This window comes from Bradyrhizobium erythrophlei, assembly GCF_900129505.1.
GTDB lineage: Bacteria > Pseudomonadota > Alphaproteobacteria > Rhizobiales > Xanthobacteraceae > Bradyrhizobium > Bradyrhizobium erythrophlei_D.
The window spans coordinates 282,986-301,399 of the sequence record NZ_LT670818.1; the positions used below are offsets into that span (position 1 = coordinate 282,986).

The 18,414-nt window shown below is 62.2% G+C and carries 19 protein-coding genes; 12 read left to right on the forward strand and 7 right to left on the reverse strand.

Features of this window, described 5'->3' with window-relative positions:
• Positions 1 to 61 precede the first annotated feature (61 nt).
• The 4 genes from B5525_RS01275 (at position 62) to B5525_RS43485 (ending at position 4,548) form a co-directional block, all read left to right on the forward strand.
• Positions 62 to 2,470 (forward strand): phosphoketolase family protein, encoded by a 2,409-nt coding sequence (locus tag B5525_RS01275; RefSeq protein ID WP_079564170.1) that lies wholly within the window; start codon positions 62 to 64, stop codon positions 2,468 to 2,470.
• 357 nt (positions 2,471 to 2,827) lie between these two features.
• Complete coding sequence (locus tag B5525_RS01280) at positions 2,828 to 3,400, forward strand: glycosyl transferase (RefSeq protein ID WP_079564171.1); 573 nt, start codon at positions 2,828 to 2,830, stop codon at positions 3,398 to 3,400.
• 78 nt (positions 3,401 to 3,478) lie between these two features.
• Positions 3,479 to 4,405, forward strand: coding sequence for a bifunctional helix-turn-helix transcriptional regulator/GNAT family N-acetyltransferase (locus tag B5525_RS01285; protein ID WP_079564173.1), 927 nt, complete (start codon positions 3,479 to 3,481; stop codon positions 4,403 to 4,405).
• Positions 4,402 to 4,548 carry a hypothetical protein gene (locus tag B5525_RS43485; protein WP_154073007.1) on the forward strand — a complete coding sequence of 49 codons (147 nt, stop codon included), beginning with the start codon at positions 4,402 to 4,404 and terminating at the stop codon, positions 4,546 to 4,548. The genes B5525_RS01285 and B5525_RS43485 overlap by 4 nt, the downstream gene beginning before the upstream one ends.
• Positions 4,549 to 4,641: 93 nt before the next feature.
• Here the strand turns inward: B5525_RS43485 and moaB are convergent, their stop codons facing one another.
• Complete coding sequence (moaB, locus tag B5525_RS01290) at positions 4,642 to 5,205, reverse strand: molybdenum cofactor biosynthesis protein B (RefSeq protein ID WP_079572774.1); 564 nt, start codon at positions 5,203 to 5,205, stop codon at positions 4,642 to 4,644.
• Between the two features lie 151 nt (positions 5,206 to 5,356).
• Positions 5,357 to 6,289 carry a KPN_02809 family neutral zinc metallopeptidase gene (gene ypfJ, locus B5525_RS01295; protein WP_079564174.1) on the reverse strand — a complete coding sequence of 311 codons (933 nt, stop codon included), beginning with the start codon at positions 6,287 to 6,289 and terminating at the stop codon, positions 5,357 to 5,359.
• A 228-nt stretch (positions 6,290 to 6,517) separates the two neighbouring features.
• Between ypfJ and B5525_RS01300 the strand changes: the two genes are divergently transcribed.
• From B5525_RS01300 to B5525_RS01310, 5 genes are all read left to right on the forward strand, one after another.
• Positions 6,518 to 7,651, forward strand: a complete 1,134-nt coding sequence (locus B5525_RS01300; protein ID WP_079564176.1) for a site-specific DNA-methyltransferase — start codon at positions 6,518 to 6,520, stop codon at positions 7,649 to 7,651.
• 618 nt (positions 7,652 to 8,269) lie between these two features.
• Positions 8,270 to 8,515 carry a GCG_CRPN prefix-to-repeats domain-containing protein gene (locus B5525_RS47695; protein WP_425305283.1) on the forward strand — a complete coding sequence of 82 codons (246 nt, stop codon included), beginning with the start codon at positions 8,270 to 8,272 and terminating at the stop codon, positions 8,513 to 8,515.
• Between the two features lie 176 nt (positions 8,516 to 8,691).
• Entirely contained in the window at positions 8,692 to 8,868 is a 177-nt protein-coding gene (locus B5525_RS45230; RefSeq protein WP_172899798.1) for a hypothetical protein, read from the forward strand.
• 565 nt (positions 8,869 to 9,433) lie between these two features.
• On the forward strand, positions 9,434 to 9,820 hold the full coding sequence (locus B5525_RS01305; protein WP_244567990.1) for a hypothetical protein: 387 nt from the start codon (positions 9,434 to 9,436) through the stop codon (positions 9,818 to 9,820).
• 143 nt (positions 9,821 to 9,963) lie between these two features.
• Complete coding sequence (locus B5525_RS01310; RefSeq protein ID WP_079564179.1) at positions 9,964 to 10,650, forward strand: glutathione S-transferase family protein; 687 nt, start codon at positions 9,964 to 9,966, stop codon at positions 10,648 to 10,650.
• A gap of 195 nt (positions 10,651 to 10,845) precedes the next feature.
• On the opposite strand, the gene B5525_RS01315 is transcribed toward B5525_RS01310, so the two are convergent.
• The gene (locus B5525_RS01315) at positions 10,846 to 11,268 is read right to left on the reverse strand and encodes a nuclear transport factor 2 family protein (protein WP_079564181.1); all 423 of its coding nucleotides are present in this window, start codon (positions 11,266 to 11,268) and stop codon (positions 10,846 to 10,848) included.
• Between the two features lie 87 nt (positions 11,269 to 11,355).
• On the opposite strand from B5525_RS01315, the gene B5525_RS01320 reads away from it, so the two are divergent.
• Entirely contained in the window at positions 11,356 to 12,279 is a 924-nt protein-coding gene (locus B5525_RS01320; RefSeq protein ID WP_079564183.1) for a LysR family transcriptional regulator, read from the forward strand.
• A 136-nt stretch (positions 12,280 to 12,415) separates the two neighbouring features.
• The gene (hisC, locus tag B5525_RS01325; protein WP_079564185.1) at positions 12,416 to 13,492 is read left to right on the forward strand and encodes a histidinol-phosphate transaminase; all 1,077 of its coding nucleotides are present in this window, start codon (positions 12,416 to 12,418) and stop codon (positions 13,490 to 13,492) included.
• Between the two features lie 271 nt (positions 13,493 to 13,763).
• On the opposite strand, the gene B5525_RS01330 is transcribed toward hisC, so the two are convergent.
• Positions 13,764 to 14,357 (reverse strand): VPLPA-CTERM sorting domain-containing protein, encoded by a 594-nt coding sequence (locus B5525_RS01330; RefSeq protein ID WP_079564186.1) that lies wholly within the window; start codon positions 14,355 to 14,357, stop codon positions 13,764 to 13,766.
• Between the two features lie 532 nt (positions 14,358 to 14,889).
• Here B5525_RS01330 and B5525_RS01340 point away from each other — a divergent pair.
• Positions 14,890 to 15,711 (forward strand): archaeosortase/exosortase family protein, encoded by an 822-nt coding sequence (locus tag B5525_RS01340; protein WP_079564190.1) that lies wholly within the window; start codon positions 14,890 to 14,892, stop codon positions 15,709 to 15,711.
• Positions 15,712 to 15,788: 77 nt separating this feature from the next.
• On the opposite strand, the gene B5525_RS01345 is transcribed toward B5525_RS01340, so the two are convergent.
• The 3 genes from B5525_RS01345 to mutY form a co-directional block, all read right to left on the reverse strand.
• Positions 15,789 to 16,406, reverse strand: coding sequence for a glutathione S-transferase family protein (locus B5525_RS01345; protein ID WP_079572776.1), 618 nt, complete (start codon positions 16,404 to 16,406; stop codon positions 15,789 to 15,791).
• A gap of 263 nt (positions 16,407 to 16,669) precedes the next feature.
• The gene (locus tag B5525_RS01350) at positions 16,670 to 17,089 is read right to left on the reverse strand and encodes a PaaI family thioesterase (protein WP_079564191.1); all 420 of its coding nucleotides are present in this window, start codon (positions 17,087 to 17,089) and stop codon (positions 16,670 to 16,672) included.
• Positions 17,090 to 17,272: 183 nt separating this feature from the next.
• Positions 17,273 to 18,373 (reverse strand): A/G-specific adenine glycosylase, encoded by a 1,101-nt coding sequence (mutY, locus tag B5525_RS01355; RefSeq protein WP_079564193.1) that lies wholly within the window; start codon positions 18,371 to 18,373, stop codon positions 17,273 to 17,275.
• Positions 18,374 to 18,414: the final 41 nt, after the last annotated feature.

Sequence of the window (18,414 nt, forward strand, 5' to 3'; positions counted from 1 at the left end):
CACCACGAAGGATCGATCGGCTGGCAAGTGTGTTGCTTTAAGCCATCGTTGAGACGTTGCCATGCAGACACCAGGCGCCAACGACACGTCTTCAACAGCCCGTGATCTGGACCTGCTGGACCGCTACTGGCGCGCCGCCAACTACCTCTCGGTCGGCCAAATCTATCTGCTCGCCAACCCCCTGCTTCGCGAACCCTTGCTGCCGGAGCACATCAAGCCGCGGCTATTGGGACATTGGGGCACCACACCGGGACTCAATTTCGTCTACGCCCATCTCAACCGGGTCATTCGCGCATCCGACCTCAACGTCCTCTATGTCTGCGGGCCCGGTCACGGCGGCCCGGGCATGGTCGCCAACACCTATCTCGAAGGCAGCTACAGCGAGATCTATCCGGACATCGGCCGCGACGCCGAGGGCTTGCGCAAATTGTTCCGCCAGTTCTCGTTTCCCGGCGGCATTCCGAGCCACGCGGCGCCGGAAACACCGGGATCGATCCACGAGGGCGGCGAACTCGGCTACGCGCTGCTGCACGCCTATGGCGCGGCACTCGACAATCCCGATCTCATCGTCGCCTGCGTGGTCGGCGACGGCGAAGCCGAGACCGGGCCGCTCGCCGCGTCCTGGCATTCCAACAATTTCCTCAATGCCGCGCATGACGGCGCGGTGCTGCCCATCCTTCATCTCAACGGCTACAAGATCGCCAATCCCACCGTGCTCGGCCGGATGAGCAACGAAGAGATTCGCCATCTCTTCATGGGCTACGGCCATGAGCCGTTATTCGTGGAAGGCAGCGACCCCGCAACGATGCATCGGCTGATGGCCGACACGCTGGAGCGGGCACTGGAAAGCATCCGCAAAATTCAGACGGCCGCGCGCGACGGGCGCACGACAAGCGGGCGTCCGCAATGGCCCATGATCGTGCTGCGCAGTCCCAAGGGCTGGACCGGACCGAAAGAGGTTGACGGCCTGAAGGTCGAGGGCTTTTGGCGCGCGCATCAGGTGCCGATCGCCAATCCGCGTGGAAATCCCGAGCATCTGAAACTGCTCGAGCAATGGATGCGCAGCTATCAGCCGGACAAGCTGTTCGACGAATCCGGCCGGCTGCTCCCTGAATTGCAGGCGCTTGCTCCCGAAGGCGAGCGTCGCATGGGCGCCAATCCGCACGCCAATGGCGGGCTCTTGAAGCGCGAGCTCAAGCTGCCGGACTTTCATGGCTATGCCGTCGACGTCCCCTGCCCCGGCGGCGCCGAGGCCGAAGCCACGCGCGTGCTCGGACAATTCCTGCGCGACGTCGTGCGCGACAACGCCGAGGCGCGGAATTTCCGGATCGTGGGGCCCGACGAGACCGCCTCGAACCGCCTCGATGCGGTGTTCGAGGTGACGGAGCGGGTCTGGATGGAGGGCATCGAGCCGTACGACGTTCATCTGGCGAGGGACGGCCGGGTGATGGAGGTGTTGAGCGAGCACCTCTGCCAGGGCTGGCTGGAAGGCTATCTGCTCACCGGACGGCACGGCTTCTTCTCCTGCTACGAGGCCTTCATCCACATCGTCGATTCCATGTTCAACCAGCACGCCAAATGGCTGAAGGTTTCACGCGCGCTGCCGTGGCGACGGCCGATCGCCTCGCTCAATTATCTCCTGACCTCGCATGTCTGGCGTCAGGACCACAACGGCTTCAGCCATCAGGACCCCGGCTTCGTCGATCTCGTCACCAACAAGAAGGCCGACATCGTCCGGGTGTATTTTCCGCCCGATGCCAACACGCTGCTCTGGATCGCCGACCATTGTCTGCGGACCTATGACCGCATCAACGTGATCGTCGCCGGCAAGCAGCCCGCGCCGCAATGGCTGACCATGCGGGAGGCCGCGACGCATTGCGATGCCGGCATCGGAATCTGGCCATGGGCCGGCACCGAGGCGGCGGGCTCCGAACCCGATGTGGTGATGGCCTGCGCCGGCGACGTCCCGACACTGGAGACGCTGGCCGCGGTCGACTTGCTGCGGAAGGCCCTGCCCGACCTGAAAATCCGGGTCGTCAATGTGGTCGACCTGATGACGCTGCAGCCGAAAGACCAGCATCCGCACGGCGTCAGCGATCGCGATTTCGACGGCATGTTCACGCGCGACAAGCCGGTGATCTTCGCCTATCACGGCTATCCCTATCTGATCCATCGCCTGACCTATAACCGCACCAACCACGCCGGGATGCACGTTCGCGGCTTTGCCGAGGAAGGCACGACGACGACGCCGTTCGACATGGTGGTGTTGAACGAGCTCGACCGCTTTCATCTGGCGATCGAAGTCATCGATCGCGTGCCGGGCCTCAACATCGCCGCGGCCCACATCAAGCAGCAGTTCCGCGATGCCCTGATCGAGCACACGCGCTACGTCCGCGAGCATGGCGAAGACATGCCGCAAATCCGCGACTGGGTTTGGCCATACGGCAATAACGTGGACGCCCGTGACTGATGTCAGCGGTACCGCGGACATGATGGCCACAAGCCGAAACCCGCACGTCGTCAGGCCCGGCAGGGATTGGCCGGCGCCTAGAGTGGGATGACTTTTCTTCGAATAGTCATCCCACTCTAGCTTTCTGTTTGAGCGTGATCTCCGAGCAAACGCTTCGCGTTTGTCGAGGGAAAACCGGTTCCCACTTTTCCGGATCATGCTCTAGCCGCCCCTACCCCGATCCGCTGTGGGATAGCCCCGGCCCCCCGTTCCGTCCGCTCCGCTGCCGCAAAAAGCTGCAGCGAGCGGGCTGCTTTGATTGTGACAAGGTGGTAACTGTGCGACGTTTTTACCGTCTGGGAGAACGAAGCTTCATTCATGCTGAGCGTGATTATCCCCACCGAAGGCGTCGAACAGTCTGCCGTCGCCACCCTCGCCGCCCTGGTGCCGGGAGCCGCAGCCGGCGTGATCAAGGAAGTTCTTCTGGTTGACCGGGCCGGTACCGGGGTGATCGAGCGGGTCGCCGACGTCGCGGGCTGCCGCTTCCTGCCTTGCCAGGGCACGCGGGCGGCGGCGCTGGCGGCTGGCGCGCGCCAGGCCCGTTCGCCCTGGCTGATGTTCCTGCATGCCGGCGCGGTGCTGGACTCGAGCTGGATCGAGGAGACCACGCAATTCATCCAGCGCGTCTCGGACAGCGGACGCCCGCGCGCCGGCATCTTCCGCTACGCCCGCTCGCCCTATGACGACCCAAGCCTGCGCGACGGTTTCAAATTCATCGCCCGCATGATCACCGGGCCGTCGGCGGACCAGGGGCTTTTGATCGCGCGCGACCATTACGAGCGGCTCGGCGGCCACGCGCCGGACGCCCGCCGCTCCGAGGCCCGACTGCTGCGGCAGCTAGGCCGCTCCTCACGGACGCTGTTGCGGAGCCGGATCATCATGGTGGCATGAGGCGCGCCGAGATTCTTGCCCCAAGATACTTGCCAAAGTCAAATAATTGTTTGACAATGGCAACTATCGAGGTGAGCCATGTCGCAACCGGATTCGAATGCCCAGATATCGGCGGTACGCGCCTTCAACCGCTTCTACACCCGCAAGCTCGGCGTGCTCGACCAGCAACTCCTGAAAAGTCCGTTCTCGCTGAGCGAGGCACGGGTGCTGTACGAGTTGGCGCAGCGGGACAATGTGGCGGCGAAAGAGGTCGGGATCGAGCTCGGCCTCGATCCGGGCTACCTCAGCCGCATCGTCCAGAAATTCGACGAGGATGGGCTGATCACCCGCAAGGCGTTGCCTTCCGACCGGCGCCAATTCCAGCTCGGCCTGACCGCCAAGGGCCGCCAGGCTTTTGCAAGACTCGAGCGCAGCTCGCAGGACGACGTCGCCGCCATGCTCACCGCCCTGCCGCCCGGTGGCGTGGCGCGTCTGACCGCGGCGATGGGCGCGATCGAGCGTCTGCTCGGCGCGCCGCACACGCCGCGACCTGCGATCCTGCGCGATCCCCGGCCGGGCGACATGGGATGGGTGGTGCAAAGCCATGGCGAATTGTACGCGCGCGAATACGGTTTTGACTCGTCGTTCGAAGCGCTGGTGGCGGAGATATTGGCAAAATTCCTCGCCTCGTTCGACGCCTCGCGCGAACGCTGCTGGATCGCCGACATCGACGGCGCCCAAGTCGGCTCGGTATTCCTGGTCAGGCAAACCGACGACGTCGCCAAGCTGCGATTGCTGCTGGTCGATCCGGCCGGACGCGGACAGGGATTGGGACGGCGGCTGGTCGGCGAATGCATTTCGTTTGCCAGGGCTTGCGGCTACCGCAAGATCACGCTGTGGACCCAGAGCATTCTGCTGGCCGCGCGGAAAATCTATCAGGAAGCGGGCTTTGTACGGGTCGCCAGCGAGCCGCACCGCGGTTTCGGCCAGAGCCTGATCGGCGAGACCTGGGAGCTCGAGCTGTGACGCCGACGCGTCGCGCTTCGTCGCGGCGCGTCACGCCGGAACTCATGGCCTTCTACAAAAAGCGCGCGCATCGGCTGCGCGAACAAGCCTGGCGCGACATGTGGACGGGATTGTGGGCCGCGCTGAAGAGGATCATCGCCTAGAGCCCCGTTTCGATTCTATCGAAACGGGGCTCTAGATTCTTATTTGACGCGTCTTCTTAACGCGAATTGGTCTCCACTTCGCTTGAAAACGCTCTAGGCCGTCGCGCCCTGCGCTTTCGGGCGGCGCAGATGTTCGTCCAGCCGCGGCATGATCTCGACGAAATTGCACGGCCGGGTGCGGTAGTCGAGCTGGGCCATGAGAATGCCATCCCAGGCGTCGCGGCAGGCGCCGGGCGATCCCGGCAGGCAGAAGATGAAGGTGGCGCCGGCTGTCCCGGCGGTGGCCCGGCTCTGGATCGTCGAGGTACCGATCTTGGCATGGCTCAGCATGTGGAACGCGATCGAAAAACCATCCATCCGCTTCTCGAACAACGGCTCGACCGCCTCCGGCGTCACATCGCGGCCGGTAAAGCCGGTGCCGCCGGTGGTGATGATGACATCGACGCCCGGCTCCGCAATCCATTTCCTGACGATACCGCGGATCGCCTCGACGTCGTCGGTTGTGATCTCGCGCGCCGCGAGGTGATGACCGGCGGCGGTAAGCCGCTCCGCCAGCGTGTTTCCGGATTTGTCATCCGCCAGCGTGCGCGTATCCGAAATCGTCAGCACCGCGATGTTGAGCGGAACGAATTTTTTCGATTCGTCGATGGAAGACATCATGCGTCTCTCCTCGTCATGCCCGGCCTTGTGCCAGGCATCCACGCCTTAAGTTTTTCTCAGCAAGCAAAGACGTGGATGGCCGGGACATCTAGCGCGAAGACGCGCTTCGCGCTTCTGCCCGGCCATGACGATCAATGCATCGCGATCCTCACAAATTGCCCGCGCCGAACGTGTTGCAGGCCTGCACCGTGCCCTGCTGATAGCCGGTCATGAACCATTGCTTGCGCTGCGCGGCGGAGCCGTGGGTGAAGGAATCCGGCACCACCCGCCCGGTCGCCTGCCGCTGCAGCGTATCGTCGCCGATCGCGGACGCCGTCGTCAGCGCCGCGTCGATATCGCCGGCCTCGAGGAAGCCCGGTCGCTTCTTCGACTCGCGATTGACCCAGACGCCGGACAGGCAATCCGCCTGCAGCTCGACCTTGACCTGCAGCGCGTTGCTCTCCGCCTTGCTGCCGGCCTGCTGCTGCAGCCGCGTCACGCGCGGCAGGATGCCGAGCAGGTTCTGGATGTGATGCCCGGCCTCGTGGGCGATGATATAGGCCGCGGTGAATTTGCAGGCATTGCCGGAGCAGCCGTGGAACCTGGTCTCGACCTCGCGGAAAAATCCGGTGTCGAGAAATATCCGGCGCTCCGGCGGACAGTAGAACGGCCCCATCGCCGACTGCGCCATGCCGCAGCGCCCGCCATTGGTGGCGTTGCGGAACAGCACGATTTTCGGGCCCGTGTAGGATTGCCCCGAGGCCTGGAAGATCTCGCTCCAGCGATCGTCGATCTCACCGAGGATGCCGGCGATCATGCTGCCCATCTCGTCGGTCGGCGCGCCGGTCTTGACGGTTCCCGACCTGCGATCGGTCTGATAGCTCGGCGCCTGGCTGCCGCCGCCCAGAATTTCCGCGCCGCCAATCAGGATGCGCGGGTCGATGCCGAACGCATAGCCGATCAGGCCGAGCACGATGATGGTGCCAATGCCGAGTCCGCCGCCGCCCATGGGAAGACCGAGGCCGCCGCCACCCATTCCGCCGCCGCTGTCATCGCGACGGTCCTCGATATCGTCGCTGCGACGGAAGTCATCGTAACGCATGGCGTATTTTCCTCATTTCCAATTCGGCGGCAACGCATCACCGATATCCAACGCGACAGTCACGTAAAAATTCCATCGCGTTAATCAATAACCCGCCCGGCAAAAATTGCCTAGCAAGAAAGAATTACCGGGTTAAGTCGATTTTTACTTTGCCTCGTCAATGTACGGCCAGTCGGTTGTTTAGTCCCGCGTCGCCGACAGCGTCGCCTGAGTCAGAGTATTTGAGTCATGGTTGTGTCGCGTCGCGGGGCGTCTGCAAGGGCGCCCCGCACTAAATTCGAGTCCCAGGAGAATATCCGTATCGTCATAGGCGATTGCGTCGCCGAGATGTCGAAACTGCCGGCCGGTTCGGTCGACCTGGTATTCGCGGACCCACCCTACAATCTGCAGCTCAAGGGCGATCTCAAGCGCCCCGACGAATCCCATGTCGACGCCGTCAACGACGACTGGGACAAGTTTTCATCCTTCGCCGCCTATGACGATTTCACCCGCGCCTGGCTCTTGGCGTGCCGCCGCATCATGAAACCGTCGGCGACGCTGTGGGTGATCGGCTCCTACCACAACATTTTCCGCGTCGGCGCGATCATGCAGGACCTCGGCTTCTGGGTTCTCAACGACATCGTCTGGCGCAAGACCAATCCGATGCCGAATTTCCGCGGCCGCCGTTTTACCAACGCCCACGAGACCATGATCTGGGCCGCGCGCGACGAAAAGGCGAAAGGCTATACCTTCAACTACGAAGCGCTGAAGGCCGCCAACGAGGACGTCCAGGCGCGCTCCGACTGGCTGATCCCTTTGTGTACCGGTGAGGAACGGCTCAAGGGCGAGGATGGCAAGAAGGTCCACCCGACGCAAAAACCAGAAGGCCTGCTGGCGCGCGTGCTGCTGTCGTCGTCGAAACCCGGCGACCTCGTGATCGATCCGTTCAACGGCACCGGCACCACGGGTGCCGTGGCAAAACGTCTCGGCCGCCGCTACATCGGCTTCGAGCGCGACAAGACCTATGCTGTGGCAGCCGAAGCGCGCATCGCCGCGATCGAACCGCTGCCGGAAGCCACCCTGGCGCCGTTCATGACCGCGCGCGACGCGCCGCGCGTCGCCTTCTCCGAACTGATCGAGCGCGGCATGATTTCGCCCGGCACCAGGCTGGTCGATTCCAAGAAGCGCCACGGCGCTTTGGTGCGCGCCGACGGCGCCATCATGCTCGGCGACAAGGTCGGCTCGATCCACCGCATCGGCGCGGTGGCACAAGGCGCCGGCGCCTGCAACGGCTGGACCTTCTGGCACATCGAGACCAACAAGGGCCTCAAGCTGATCGACGAATTGCGCGCCGAGATCCGCTCGGGGATGGCGGCGGGCTGAATTTCAAAGAAATCGGGTGGGCAAAGGCGCTCTTGCGCCGTGCCCACCGTCTAACCTGGCACTCGTCATACCTCGCTAATCGGTGGGCACGCTTCGCTTTGACCACCCTACGGACTGAATGACAGCGCCGCCCCACAAACAACCGTCATACCCCGCGAAGGCGGGGTATCCAGTACGCCGCGGCCTTTCCGCTCAATCACTGACGTCTCTGGAATACTCGATCATCCGCTTTCGCGGATGATGACATCAGGGGTGTGCAACGGCTTCACAATTCAAACAGCCGGAACGTAACTGCGTTGAAACCGTCATTGCGAGCGAAGCGAAGCAATCCATCGGGCCACAAAAAGAAAGCTGGATTGCTTCGCTTCGCTCGCAATGACGACAAAACGCAACTTCGCGATCTCGCCGCATGTTTGCGCGTCGGGCAGGCAAAGCGACCCTGTACGCGGCAGCCCGTAGGCACATAAAGACAAACGATGATATCACTATCACCTTCTCGAGACAGCGCGTCAGAACGCGGTTTGCCGGAAGTGCTCCGCGGCGGAGGACCTGATGCGTATCGCTTCGCCAGCAAACGATATAAATAGCTCAATTGACGGCCATCGGAGGAAATTCAATATGCCAAAGATAGCTGCGATCCTGGCTTGCAGCCTCGTCGCCTCAGTCTTTTCGTTCAGTGCCCAAGCACGGAGCTTTTGCGGACAAGGCTTTCACCGTGACCCTTATGGCGCGTGCGTACGCAACGGTGAGCCGACCCGCTTGGTCGTGACCCCCAATGAAGGACCGGTCTGGCCGAGGGTGTGGTGCCCAAAATACGGTTACTACTACAATGACCGCCACGGCCGGTGCGTACCCGCTCGGTAAGGGTGTCGAGCGGGCGGGAACAGTCCGCGCTGGCACTGATGTTCGGCCGATGTGACTTTCAGCACCACATTACTTCCCGGCTCGCCAAGGCAAATTCCGACACTGCACGGAAAGCTGGGAGATGGTGCGGTTGTTTTGCCAGCAGCGGCGGTGGCATCTTGCTGCGCTGATGCATCTTGCTGCGCTTATGCATCCTAACCCGTGCCGCCAAGGTCCCGACCGGCCCCGACGGGCTGCACGAGATCAAGCATGACGGAAACCGCCTGATCGTGCAGCGCGAGGGCTCACATGCCACCGCCTCCGCCACCCCCGCCGCCACCAGCTTGTCTGGACGCGTCGATATCTCTGTCTAAACCACGAGGTTCAGGCGCGTAACCGAAAGCTCCCCGATAGCCCTTCTTCGAGCCCCTGGCTTGCGTCTCGCGCAGCGGAGCGTAGCCGAAGACGCCCGGGTGATGTTTCCGAGAGACCTTATGCTGCAGAGCCGGTGTTTTGCCTGGTACTCCCTGCGCAAGCACAGCCGGTGCGGCGGCGACGAGAGCGGCGGCAGAAAGTGCGATGATCGTTGTCTTCACTTTTCAGTCCTCCCTCCTTGGAATAAAAAGCCCGCGCAGCGCGCTGAAACTAGACCCGTTCCGTGACCGGGCCACATCACGCTACGGTGAAGGCGTAACAGGCGTGATATGACCCGCCAGCCCTGCAGACGGTTGGGTCTGGAGCACAGGCGAGCCACTGCCGGTCGCTACTTCATCGATCGAAGTGCGCCCCAGAATTGATTTGCGTTTCGCTCAAACGAACTGGCGCTCTTGCGCAAATCCCAGAGGGCGAAGGCGGTTGCATCTGCCAGTAGCCTGTAGGGCGGATCGAGCTAAACGAGCTGACATCTGCCGCCAATACCGCGCTTTCGGCTTGTTCCTTGTGAAGGCAGGGACTAGAATCCGCTGCCAGCCGAGACTTGCTGTCCGGATTGATCGCCCAATGCGAAAACGATCTGAGAGATTGCTGTTACTGCCGCTATTGCCGATCTTTGTTCTCGGCATGTTTCCGATTTTGCTATTTTGTTTCATGGGTTTTGCCGGCCTCGGCATCCTTGGCATTCTCCTGATTTGCGTTGGCCTGGGCGACGGGCTGCACGCCAACAGTGATTTCAATCGACAGGTCATCGTCCACGGTTATGCGCGCCGATCGGAGCGAGCCGTCGATGCATCGAATCTGCGCTGGACCGTTCGTTTCGCGACCGTCATGAACGTCACTGGCGTGGGACTGATCGCCGCGGGACTTTGCGGCCTTTTCTACTTCGGTTGATCGACGCTGAGGGCCTGCGCTCCCCTCACGAACTCGTCGGTTGCGCATCCGCGCAAAATTTGAGCATGGACAGATGTCCATGGCATAGTGGCCACGTCCCGCTTTTTTCTCGGTAACAATTTTTAGGCAAAAGGGAGATCTGAATGCTCAAATTCTACTTCAATGGCGCCCCGAACCCAAACAAGGTCGCGCTGTTTCTCGAGGAGTCCGGCCTGCCCTTCGAGCCGGTGCCGGTCGACACCCGCAAGGGCGACCAGTTCAAGCCGGAATTCCTCAAAGTGAATCCGAACGGCAAGGTGCCGGCGATCGACGATGACGGCGTGTTCGTGTTCGACTCCAACGCGATCCTGCTTTACCTGGCGGAAAAGACCGGCAAGTTCCTGCCGCCCGCCACGCCGAAGAACCGCGCGCAGATGCTGTCATGGCTGATGTTCGTCGCCAGCGGCATCGGGCCGTATTCGGGCCAGGCCGTGCATTTCAAGCACTTCGCGCCAAAGGACCTGGAGTATGCGCACGACCGCTACCAGTTCGAGGCGCATCGCCATTACGGCATCCTCAACGATCATCTCGCGGGCAGCAAATACATGGTCGGCGACACCTATACTATTGTCGACATGGCGTTCTGGGGCTGGGCGCGGATGGTGCCGTTCGTGCTCGGCGACGATGCGCTAACAAAGTATCCGAACGTGAAGCGCCTGCTCGACGAGGTCTCGGCGCGGCCGGCGGCGGCGCGGGCGATCGCACTGAAGGACAAGTTCACCTTCAAGACCGAGATGGACGACGAGGCGCGCAACATCATGTTCCGCCATCTCAAAACCAAGGCGGCGTGATTCCAGCCACAGTCGTCATTCCGGGATAGTACCTTCTCCCCTCCCCCCGCGCGCAGCGCGTGGCGGGGAGGGGTCGGGGGTGGGGGGCGTCTCCGCAGACTCGCAAGCAGCGGAGCGCGTGGAAAAGACCCCCAACCCCTCCCCGCCGCTTCGCGGAGGGAGGGGAGAAGGACGCCGGAATGATGGTAAAGAGTCTCAACCCGCGGCAAGCTTCCGCGCTTCCGGAAACGGCCCCAGCACGCGCTCGACCAGTGCGGAGTCGCAATACTCCTTGATCCTGCCGTTCTCGATCCGCCACACCATGCAATATTGATTGTCGTAGCGCAGGCCCGCTTTGGTGACGTTGTCACCTCTCGCCTCGACGACGACATAGTCGCCTTCCGCGATGAAGTTGAAAGCCACGGTCCGCGGCCGCACCGCAAAGAACGAGCGGAAATGGCCCATCAGGCCGTTCTGGATCGCGTCGCGTCCCCTGAATTCGTGCGACCATGAATACTGGCCGGTGACGATCCAGCTCGCATCATCGGCGAGATTGTCGGCGAAGGTGGTGCCGCTGCGATCAGCGGAATCCGCATAAATCTGTTGCACGAGTTTTTTGTTGGCTGCTGCTGCGCTCATGGCACATCTCCGTTCGAGTGATCAACAAATATCGCCGCGCGGCCATCATTCTTCCAATCGATAGTCTATATGATATATATTCATCTTATGAATTTGGCCGCGCTCGACCTCAATCTGCTGGTGGCGCTCGACGCGCTGCTGCGGGAAGCCAATGTCAGCCGGGCCGCGATGCGGATCGGGCTGTCGCAGCCGGCGGCGAGCCATGCGCTGCAGCGGCTGCGCGAGGTGCTCGGCGACCCGCTGCTGGTTCGCACCGGCGCGCGGATGGAGTTGACGCCGCGGGCTCAGGTGCTGCGCGGACCGCTGGCGCAGGCGCTCGATCAGGTCCGTGGGTTGTTCATTCCCGACGATTTCGATGCCTTGAGCAGCGAGCGGCAGTTTCGCCTGATGATGCCCGATCTCGCGGTGGAGCTTCTGGTGCCGCCGCTGATGGCAAAGATCGCGCGTTTGGCTCCGAACGTGCGGCTAGACGTCGTGCCATGGCGGGGCCCTGCAATCTTCACCGCCGAGTTCGCCCGCACCATCGACCTCGTGATCTCGATCGGCGACGCCTTCAAGGGATTTCATCGCCAGCTTCTCTACACCGACCGCGACGCGCTCGCGGCGCGCCGCGGCCATCCCGCCGGCACAAAACTCGCCCGGCGCGAAGTCTTTCTCAAAGCGCGGCACGTCGCCGTCATCATCCGCGGCCAGAACGAGGATCTGATCGACGGCTGGCTGCGCGCCAAGGGGATCGAGCGGCGCATCGCGCTGGTGGTGCCCGGCTATATCGAAGCGCTACACATCGTTGCGCGCACCGACCTCGTCGCCTTCGTTCCCCGCCGGCTGATCGCGGCATTGGCAAAGCCGTTGTCGCTTGCCGCAATCGCGCCGCCGCTCGACCCCGGCATCGACGAACAGTTCATGTTCCACCCGACGCGGGCCCAGTTCGACCCCGGCTCGATCTGGCTGCGCAACCTGATGCTGCAAACCGGGCGGGAGCTGGACCGGCCGAAGCGCAAGGCCGCTTAGAGCACGGCACCGCCGAACCGCAAAAAAGTCTGTCACGTCTGTCTTTGGATGTTTCTGCAGGGCTTCGCCGGCGGTAAAGAAATCGTCGAACCTGAACCAGGCGCCCGCCGCGGCGCTGCTGCGATGAGGACAGGAAATGAGCCATTTCTGGAGCAGCTTGACGCACGAGCTGCGGCCCTATGTACCGGGTGAACAGCCCCACATGGCCGAGCTGGTCAAGCTCAACACCAATGAAAGTCCGCTTGGTCCTTCCCCGCGCGCGCTGGAGGCGATCCGCGGCGAGGCTACCGAGACGCTGCGTCTCTATCCGGACCCACAGGCCACGGCGCTGCGGGCTGCCTTGGCCACCTATCACCACGTGGGGTCCGAACAGGTGTTCGTCGGCAACGGCTCGGACGAGGTATTGGCGCACACCTTCGCCGCCCTGCTGAAGCACGATGCGCCGTTGCTGTTCCCTGATATCACCTACAGTTTCTACCCGGTCTATTGCCGCCTGTTCGGCATCGCCTACGAGGCCGTGCCGCTCGATCACGCCATGCAGATCCGCGTCACCGACTACCGCCGGCCGGCCGGCGCGCTGATCCTGCCCAATCCGAATGCGCCGACGGGGGTTGCGCTGTCACGGGCCGAGATCGCGACCCTGCTGGAGCAGCATCCCGACGCTCCCGTGGTGATCGACGAGGCCTATGTCGATTTTGGCGCCGAGACCGCTATACCGCTGGTCGCCTCCCACGCGAATCTTCTGGTCGTGCAGACCATGTCGAAGTCCCGGGCCCTGGCCGGACTGCGGGTCGGCTATGCGATCGGCGACGCCGACCTGATCGAGGCTCTCACCCGGGTGAAGGACAGCTTCAACTCCTACCCGCTTGGCCGGCCCGCCCAGGCCGGCGCCATCGCCGCGCTGGAGGATGAAGCCTGGTTCCAGCAGAGCCGGGCCCGTGTGATCGAAGGCCGGGAGCGGCTGAACCGCGGACTGGTCCGGCTCGGCTTCGACGTGCTGCCGTCCTCCGCCAACTTCGTCTTCGCGCGTCATCCGGCGCATGGGGGCGCGGCGCTGGCCGCAGCATTGCGCCAACGCGCGGTGGTCGTCCGCCATTTTCCCGCGCCGCGCATTTCCGACTATCTGCGGATAACCGTGGGCACCGACGGGCAAATCGACCGGCTGTTGTCGGCCCTTTCGGACATCCTGCGCGGCAAGCCTGCACCTGCTTGATCGCTCTATCGTCGGCATGTCTGGTTGGGTTATTCGGGCCCGGGTCGAGCCGGCGGAAGGCCGGACCCCATAGCCGCCGGTGTCAGACGCCTGCTCAAAGATCGGACATGATTGGTACGGCCTGACCGATGTCCGCTGTGCCCCGATAGCGACCAAAATCATCATCACTGCGAAATGACGCGATGTGCCAACATGCGAAATCAGCCAAAGGCAACCTTCAAAAACGAAAAGCCGCCTTTCGGCGGCTTCTCACACCAAGACTACAAACCGATCAGGCGGCGGCCAGAACGCTGCCATTTTGTCTGCGTCGATACCCCATAAAGCCGAGGACACCGAGGCCGAGAAGCATCATTCCCCCTGTCGCAGGCAAGGGGGTGGCAGCAGCAGTGATGGACAAAGTTCCATCGGCGACGCAGTTGGAGCAGATGCCATCGAAACCTAAACTGCCAACGAGATATCCCGCGCCGTTGATAACGGCCGAAAACCAGGCATCCGAAGTCCCCACACCCAAGCTTTGTCCGGTAGGTGCAAAAATGTTGGCGTAGAAGCTGGTGTTGCCGGTGCCCTGAAACAAAATGCCAGCGCTATTATCGATTGGAAACACATTGTCGGAACTCAATCCGGCGGTGTCGGCAGTCGCCTGAAACAGCGTGGCCGGCTGGTTCGATACGGGGCTTATCGAAAAGATGCCGCTCCCGAAAACAAGCGAATTATTGGCGTCATTGGTCGTGAACGTCCCAGACGCGCTAACGCCCTGGTCGTTGGCGCCGCCCGTGAAGGTGAAATCGTAGGTAGCAGCCTTTGCGGGAGCTCCGGACGCGATTATTGCCGCGATGGCCGCCACAGCGCCGATTTTACGTAACATTTGATGAACCTCGATTTAATTACCAGTATTTTATATTACGGGCTCGATTTGATTCGAATCCTGTTCTAATTTTTCCAAATAAATAGCCGTCTGTCAATCACCCTTTTGTCGCACTTTATTCACACTTTTTGACGCGCTTTCCTGCCATTTCGCAGGGGTTTGGTGCGGAAGGATGGAACTTTGGCCATTTTAGAATTAATTAAAGGCAAATCCCGAATATCAGGATTGACCTGCAAATTAATCGGTTGTAGTTTCATCTTCAATCAATGGAGGTTGTTTTGCAGTCATTTATCCGAACACTGTCCCTGAGCATCATCGCGAGCACCACCTCCTTCTCTGCCATGGCCGTTCCGGTTGCGGCACCCGGCCCCGAAATTGGAGACGGAATGGTGGGTGCGATCGTCGCCCTCGTAGCTTTGGCGGCGGTGGTGCTGTTTCCGCGCCTGAAGCGTTCGCAATAACCGGAAGAATGTTGAGACCGCTCACCGGGCGCCACCCGGTGGGTTTTCAATGCTGATTGTCCAGGTGCGTCATGCGGGCGACGAAGCTGCTCCTTGCATCGGGAACGATTATTTTCGCGATTTTCTTCCTAAGTACTTTTTTCGGTCTTGCCGACAGGGTTGATATTGGCGGCCCTGCCGCGCTGCAGACATTCGAGTTATTTGGCGCCGTTGCGTCATTATACCTCCTTTCCAGGAGTCGGACCGGTAGCGTGTCGGCGCTTGACTGGATTGCCTGCGCTTCCGCCATATTGATCGCAAGCTTCGGTTTCGCGGGCTTTTCAATTACCTTGTTCGCTCTGTATTTGGTCTTCAGAGCCGACGACGACCTCGACGTCAAAGCCGCTGGCACAGTGGCCGCGGCCGTAGCAGTCCAGGCGCTTTGGGCGCCAATGATCTTTTCAAAACTTTCGTTCATCTTTTTGGAAGTCGACGCCGGGGTCGTCGGATGGTTGATCAGCCTGATAATCCCCGGCGCATCCTGGAGCGGGACAGTCGTCACCACGCCGAGCGGACACGACGTCGTAATAACGGCAGCATGCGCGTCGTTTCATAATCTCTCGCTTGCGTCACTGTGCTGGGTAACGCTGACGATGCTGCACAGACCGTACTGGGTGAAAACCGATATCTACACCGGCCTGGTCGCGGTGCTTATTCAATTTGGATTCAATATCTGGCGCCTGACATTCGTTTGTTTCAGTGCGCCCATGTACGAATTCTGGCACGAAGGCCTTGGCAAACACATCTTTTCCGCCGTGGCCACAGCGTGTGCGGTTATTTTCGTTCAAGTCTCCCTCGTTCTGCGAGACCGGCGGAATCAGCAAAAGGCAGCGTTGGCCGCAATTTCTGGATAAGGCCGTCACGCGGCGATGCAGACGATCGATGCTTCGAATTTGGCGCGCGCCAATGAGCAAGCGGTGTGGATTTGCGCTCAGCTCTGTTCTTCCACCACCTTGCGCACGGCCGGCCGTTCGGACATGCGCTTGCGGTGATCCGCCACCTTCGGCAGGGTCGAGATGTCGACGCTGTCGCCTTCCAGCCAGCCCGAAAGCGTAAACAGATAGGGATCGCAGACCGTGTAGGTGTCGCCCATCACCCACGGCCCCTTCAGCATGTTGCGCTCGATCAGCGCGAAACAGGCGCCCATCGTTTCCGGCACCTTGCGCTTCATGTCGGCGAACGAATTCTCCTCCGCCGCCCAGCGATAGCCGCGCCCCTTGTGGGCGTGCGCCACATGCACCGTGGAGCACAAATAGCTGTTGAAGGCCTGCACTTGCGCGAAAGCGAAAGCGTCGTCGAGCGGCGCCAGTTTCGCTAACGGAAAACTCTGCGCGATGAAGGCCAGCATCGCCGGCGTCTCGGTCAAAACGCCGCGGTCCGTCACCAGCGAGGGCACGCGGCCCTTCGGATTGATGGCGAGATATTCCGGGCTGTTCTGCTGGTTGGACTTGAAATCCAGCCGCTCGGCGCTGAAGGAGGCGCCAGCCTCCTGCAAGGCGATATGGGACGCCAGCGCACAGCTGCCGGGAGCGTAATAGAGTTTCAGCATGTCGACCCTCATGGGAAAGCCGGAGCTTAACGGCAGCCCCGTCCGCCGTCCATCCCGGCCGGCGATCGGCCTGCCGGCGCCGGGAAAACCTTGCGGCGCGTGTGAAATGACAGTCGTCATCACCCAAAAGCGGATGATCCAGTACTCCGAGGCTTCTCGATTCAATTCGAGGCCGCGGCGTACTGGATGCCCGACGGAGCCTGTCATCGGGCGGCCATTCGGCCGACCCGTTGGCGGGCATGACGACTGAGGTACAAGCGCAACTACCGGATCGCCTTCGCCGTCTCGACCAGTCGCGCACTGGTTGTCGCCGTCGCGAGCACGGTGCCGTCCTCGGCCGTCAGCCGGCCCTCGACGAACGCCACGGTCTTGCCGAGTTGCGTCACCGTCGCCTCGCCGACGATCCGGCCGACCTTCGCAGGCGCCAGGAAATTCACGGTCATGGTGATGGTCGCGGTGTATAGCCGTCCCTCGGTCATGACGAACACGGCTGGACCCATGGTGTCGTCGAGCATGGCGCCGAGAATGCCACCCTGGATGAAGCCGGCCGGATTGCAGAACTCTCGTCTGCCGTCGAAACCGATCCTTATCCAGCCCTGCTCCGGCCGCGCATCGAGCAAATGCCAGCCGAGCAATTTCGACGACGGCGGGGCTTCGAGACGATCGAGGGCGGTGGCGAGCATGGCGGTTCTCCGTTCCGCTCAAGCCCTAGCGCAGCCCTGCTGCCAGCATGATGTCAGCAGGCGGCAGCTCGGATCGAAGATTCTAGAGCTGATCGGTTCTGATTGAATTAGAACCGGGCTCTAGGTTTTTGTTTTGACGCGTTTTCTTCACGCGAACCGGTATCCACTTCGCTCGAAAACGCTCTAAAGACCCAGCCCGTGCGCGATCACCTTGCGCATGAGATTCGGCAGCGCCTCGTCCTGCAAGGTCGCGATCGGCACGAAGCGCATACCCTCCGGTGCGCGGGAACGGGCGGAGACGCTCGAGGTGTAGACGACGAGCTCCAGCGGAAAATGCGTGAACACGTGGGTGACCACGCCCGCCTTGCGGTGCCAGCGGGAGATGCCCTTCAGCTCGGGCGCCGCTTCTAGCGCGGCCTTGTCGTCCTGCGCGGCAAGCCAAAGCGAGGTCGGCACTTCGGTCATGCCGCCGAGCAAGCCTTTTTCGGGGCGGGTACGAACCAAGAGCTGGTCGCCGCGGGTGATGACGAAGGCCGCGCCCCGGCGCAGCGCGCCAGCCTTCTTCGGCGCCTTGCGCGGAAAAATCTCCTGGTCGCCGCGCCCCCGCGCAACACAGTCGTCGTTCAGCGGGCACAGCGCGCAGGCCGGTTTTTTCGGGGTGCAGATCGAGGAGCCCAGATCCATCAGCGCCTGCGCGCTGTCGCCGGCGCGAGAAGCGCCTAACAGGGTTGCCGCCAATTGCTGGATCAGCGGCTTCGCCTGCGGCAGCGGCTCCTCCATGGCGAACAGCCGCGACACCACCCGCTCGATATTGCCGTCGACCGGCATGGTGCGGCGGTCGAAGGCGATCGCCGCGATCGCGGCCGCCGTATAGGGCCCGATCCCCGGCAGCGAGCGCAAGCCTGCTTCGGTGTCCGGAAACACCCCGGCATGGTCGCGCAGCACGGCCACCGCGCAGGCGTGCAGGTTGCGCGCGCGGGAATAATAGCCGAGCCCGGCCCACATCCTCAGCACGTCGTCGAGCGAGGCGCGGCCGAGCGTCCCGACGTCCGGCCAGCGCGCGACGAATTTTTGGAAATACGGCCCCACCGTCTTGACGCCGGTCTGCTGCAGCATGATTTCCGACAGCCAGACCCGGTACGGATCGGCGCGCTCGCCCGGCAGCGGCCGCCACGGCAACGCCCGGCGATGCCGGTCGTACCATTCGAGCAGCAGCGCGGGGCGGCAGGACTCGTCCGCTGTGACGGGCTGCTTCTTTCTCACGATTGCCGAGGATGGGACCACATCTCATTTTATGACCAGATTCGAGGCAAGGCCAGCGGCAC

Coding starts and splice junctions, on each gene's coding strand:
- B5525_RS01300 (WP_079564176.1), top strand. CDS start 6,518: ATGGTTGTGTCGCGTCGCGGGGCGTCTGCAAGGGCGCCCCGCACTAAA.
- B5525_RS01275 (WP_079564170.1), top strand. CDS start 62: ATGCAGACACCAGGCGCCAACGACACGTCTTCAACAGCCCGTGATCTG.
- B5525_RS01350 (WP_079564191.1), bottom strand. CDS start 17,089: ATGCTCGCCACCGCCCTCGATCGTCTCGAAGCCCCGCCGTCGTCGAAA.
- B5525_RS01330 (WP_079564186.1), bottom strand. CDS start 14,357: ATGTTACGTAAAATCGGCGCTGTGGCGGCCATCGCGGCAATAATCGCG.
- ypfJ (WP_079564174.1), bottom strand. CDS start 6,289: ATGCGTTACGATGACTTCCGTCGCAGCGACGATATCGAGGACCGTCGC.
- moaB (WP_079572774.1), bottom strand. CDS start 5,205: ATGTCTTCCATCGACGAATCGAAAAAATTCGTTCCGCTCAACATCGCG.
- B5525_RS01280 (WP_079564171.1), top strand. CDS start 2,828: ATGCTGAGCGTGATTATCCCCACCGAAGGCGTCGAACAGTCTGCCGTC.
- B5525_RS01285 (WP_079564173.1), top strand. CDS start 3,479: ATGTCGCAACCGGATTCGAATGCCCAGATATCGGCGGTACGCGCCTTC.
- B5525_RS01340 (WP_079564190.1), top strand. CDS start 14,890: ATGCGGGCGACGAAGCTGCTCCTTGCATCGGGAACGATTATTTTCGCG.
- hisC (WP_079564185.1), top strand. CDS start 12,416: ATGAGCCATTTCTGGAGCAGCTTGACGCACGAGCTGCGGCCCTATGTA.
- B5525_RS47695 (WP_425305283.1), top strand. CDS start 8,270: ATGCCAAAGATAGCTGCGATCCTGGCTTGCAGCCTCGTCGCCTCAGTC.
- B5525_RS01345 (WP_079572776.1), bottom strand. CDS start 16,406: ATGCTGAAACTCTATTACGCTCCCGGCAGCTGTGCGCTGGCGTCCCAT.
- B5525_RS01310 (WP_079564179.1), top strand. CDS start 9,964: ATGCTCAAATTCTACTTCAATGGCGCCCCGAACCCAAACAAGGTCGCG.
- B5525_RS01320 (WP_079564183.1), top strand. CDS start 11,356: ATGAATTTGGCCGCGCTCGACCTCAATCTGCTGGTGGCGCTCGACGCG.
- B5525_RS01315 (WP_079564181.1), bottom strand. CDS start 11,268: ATGAGCGCAGCAGCAGCCAACAAAAAACTCGTGCAACAGATTTATGCG.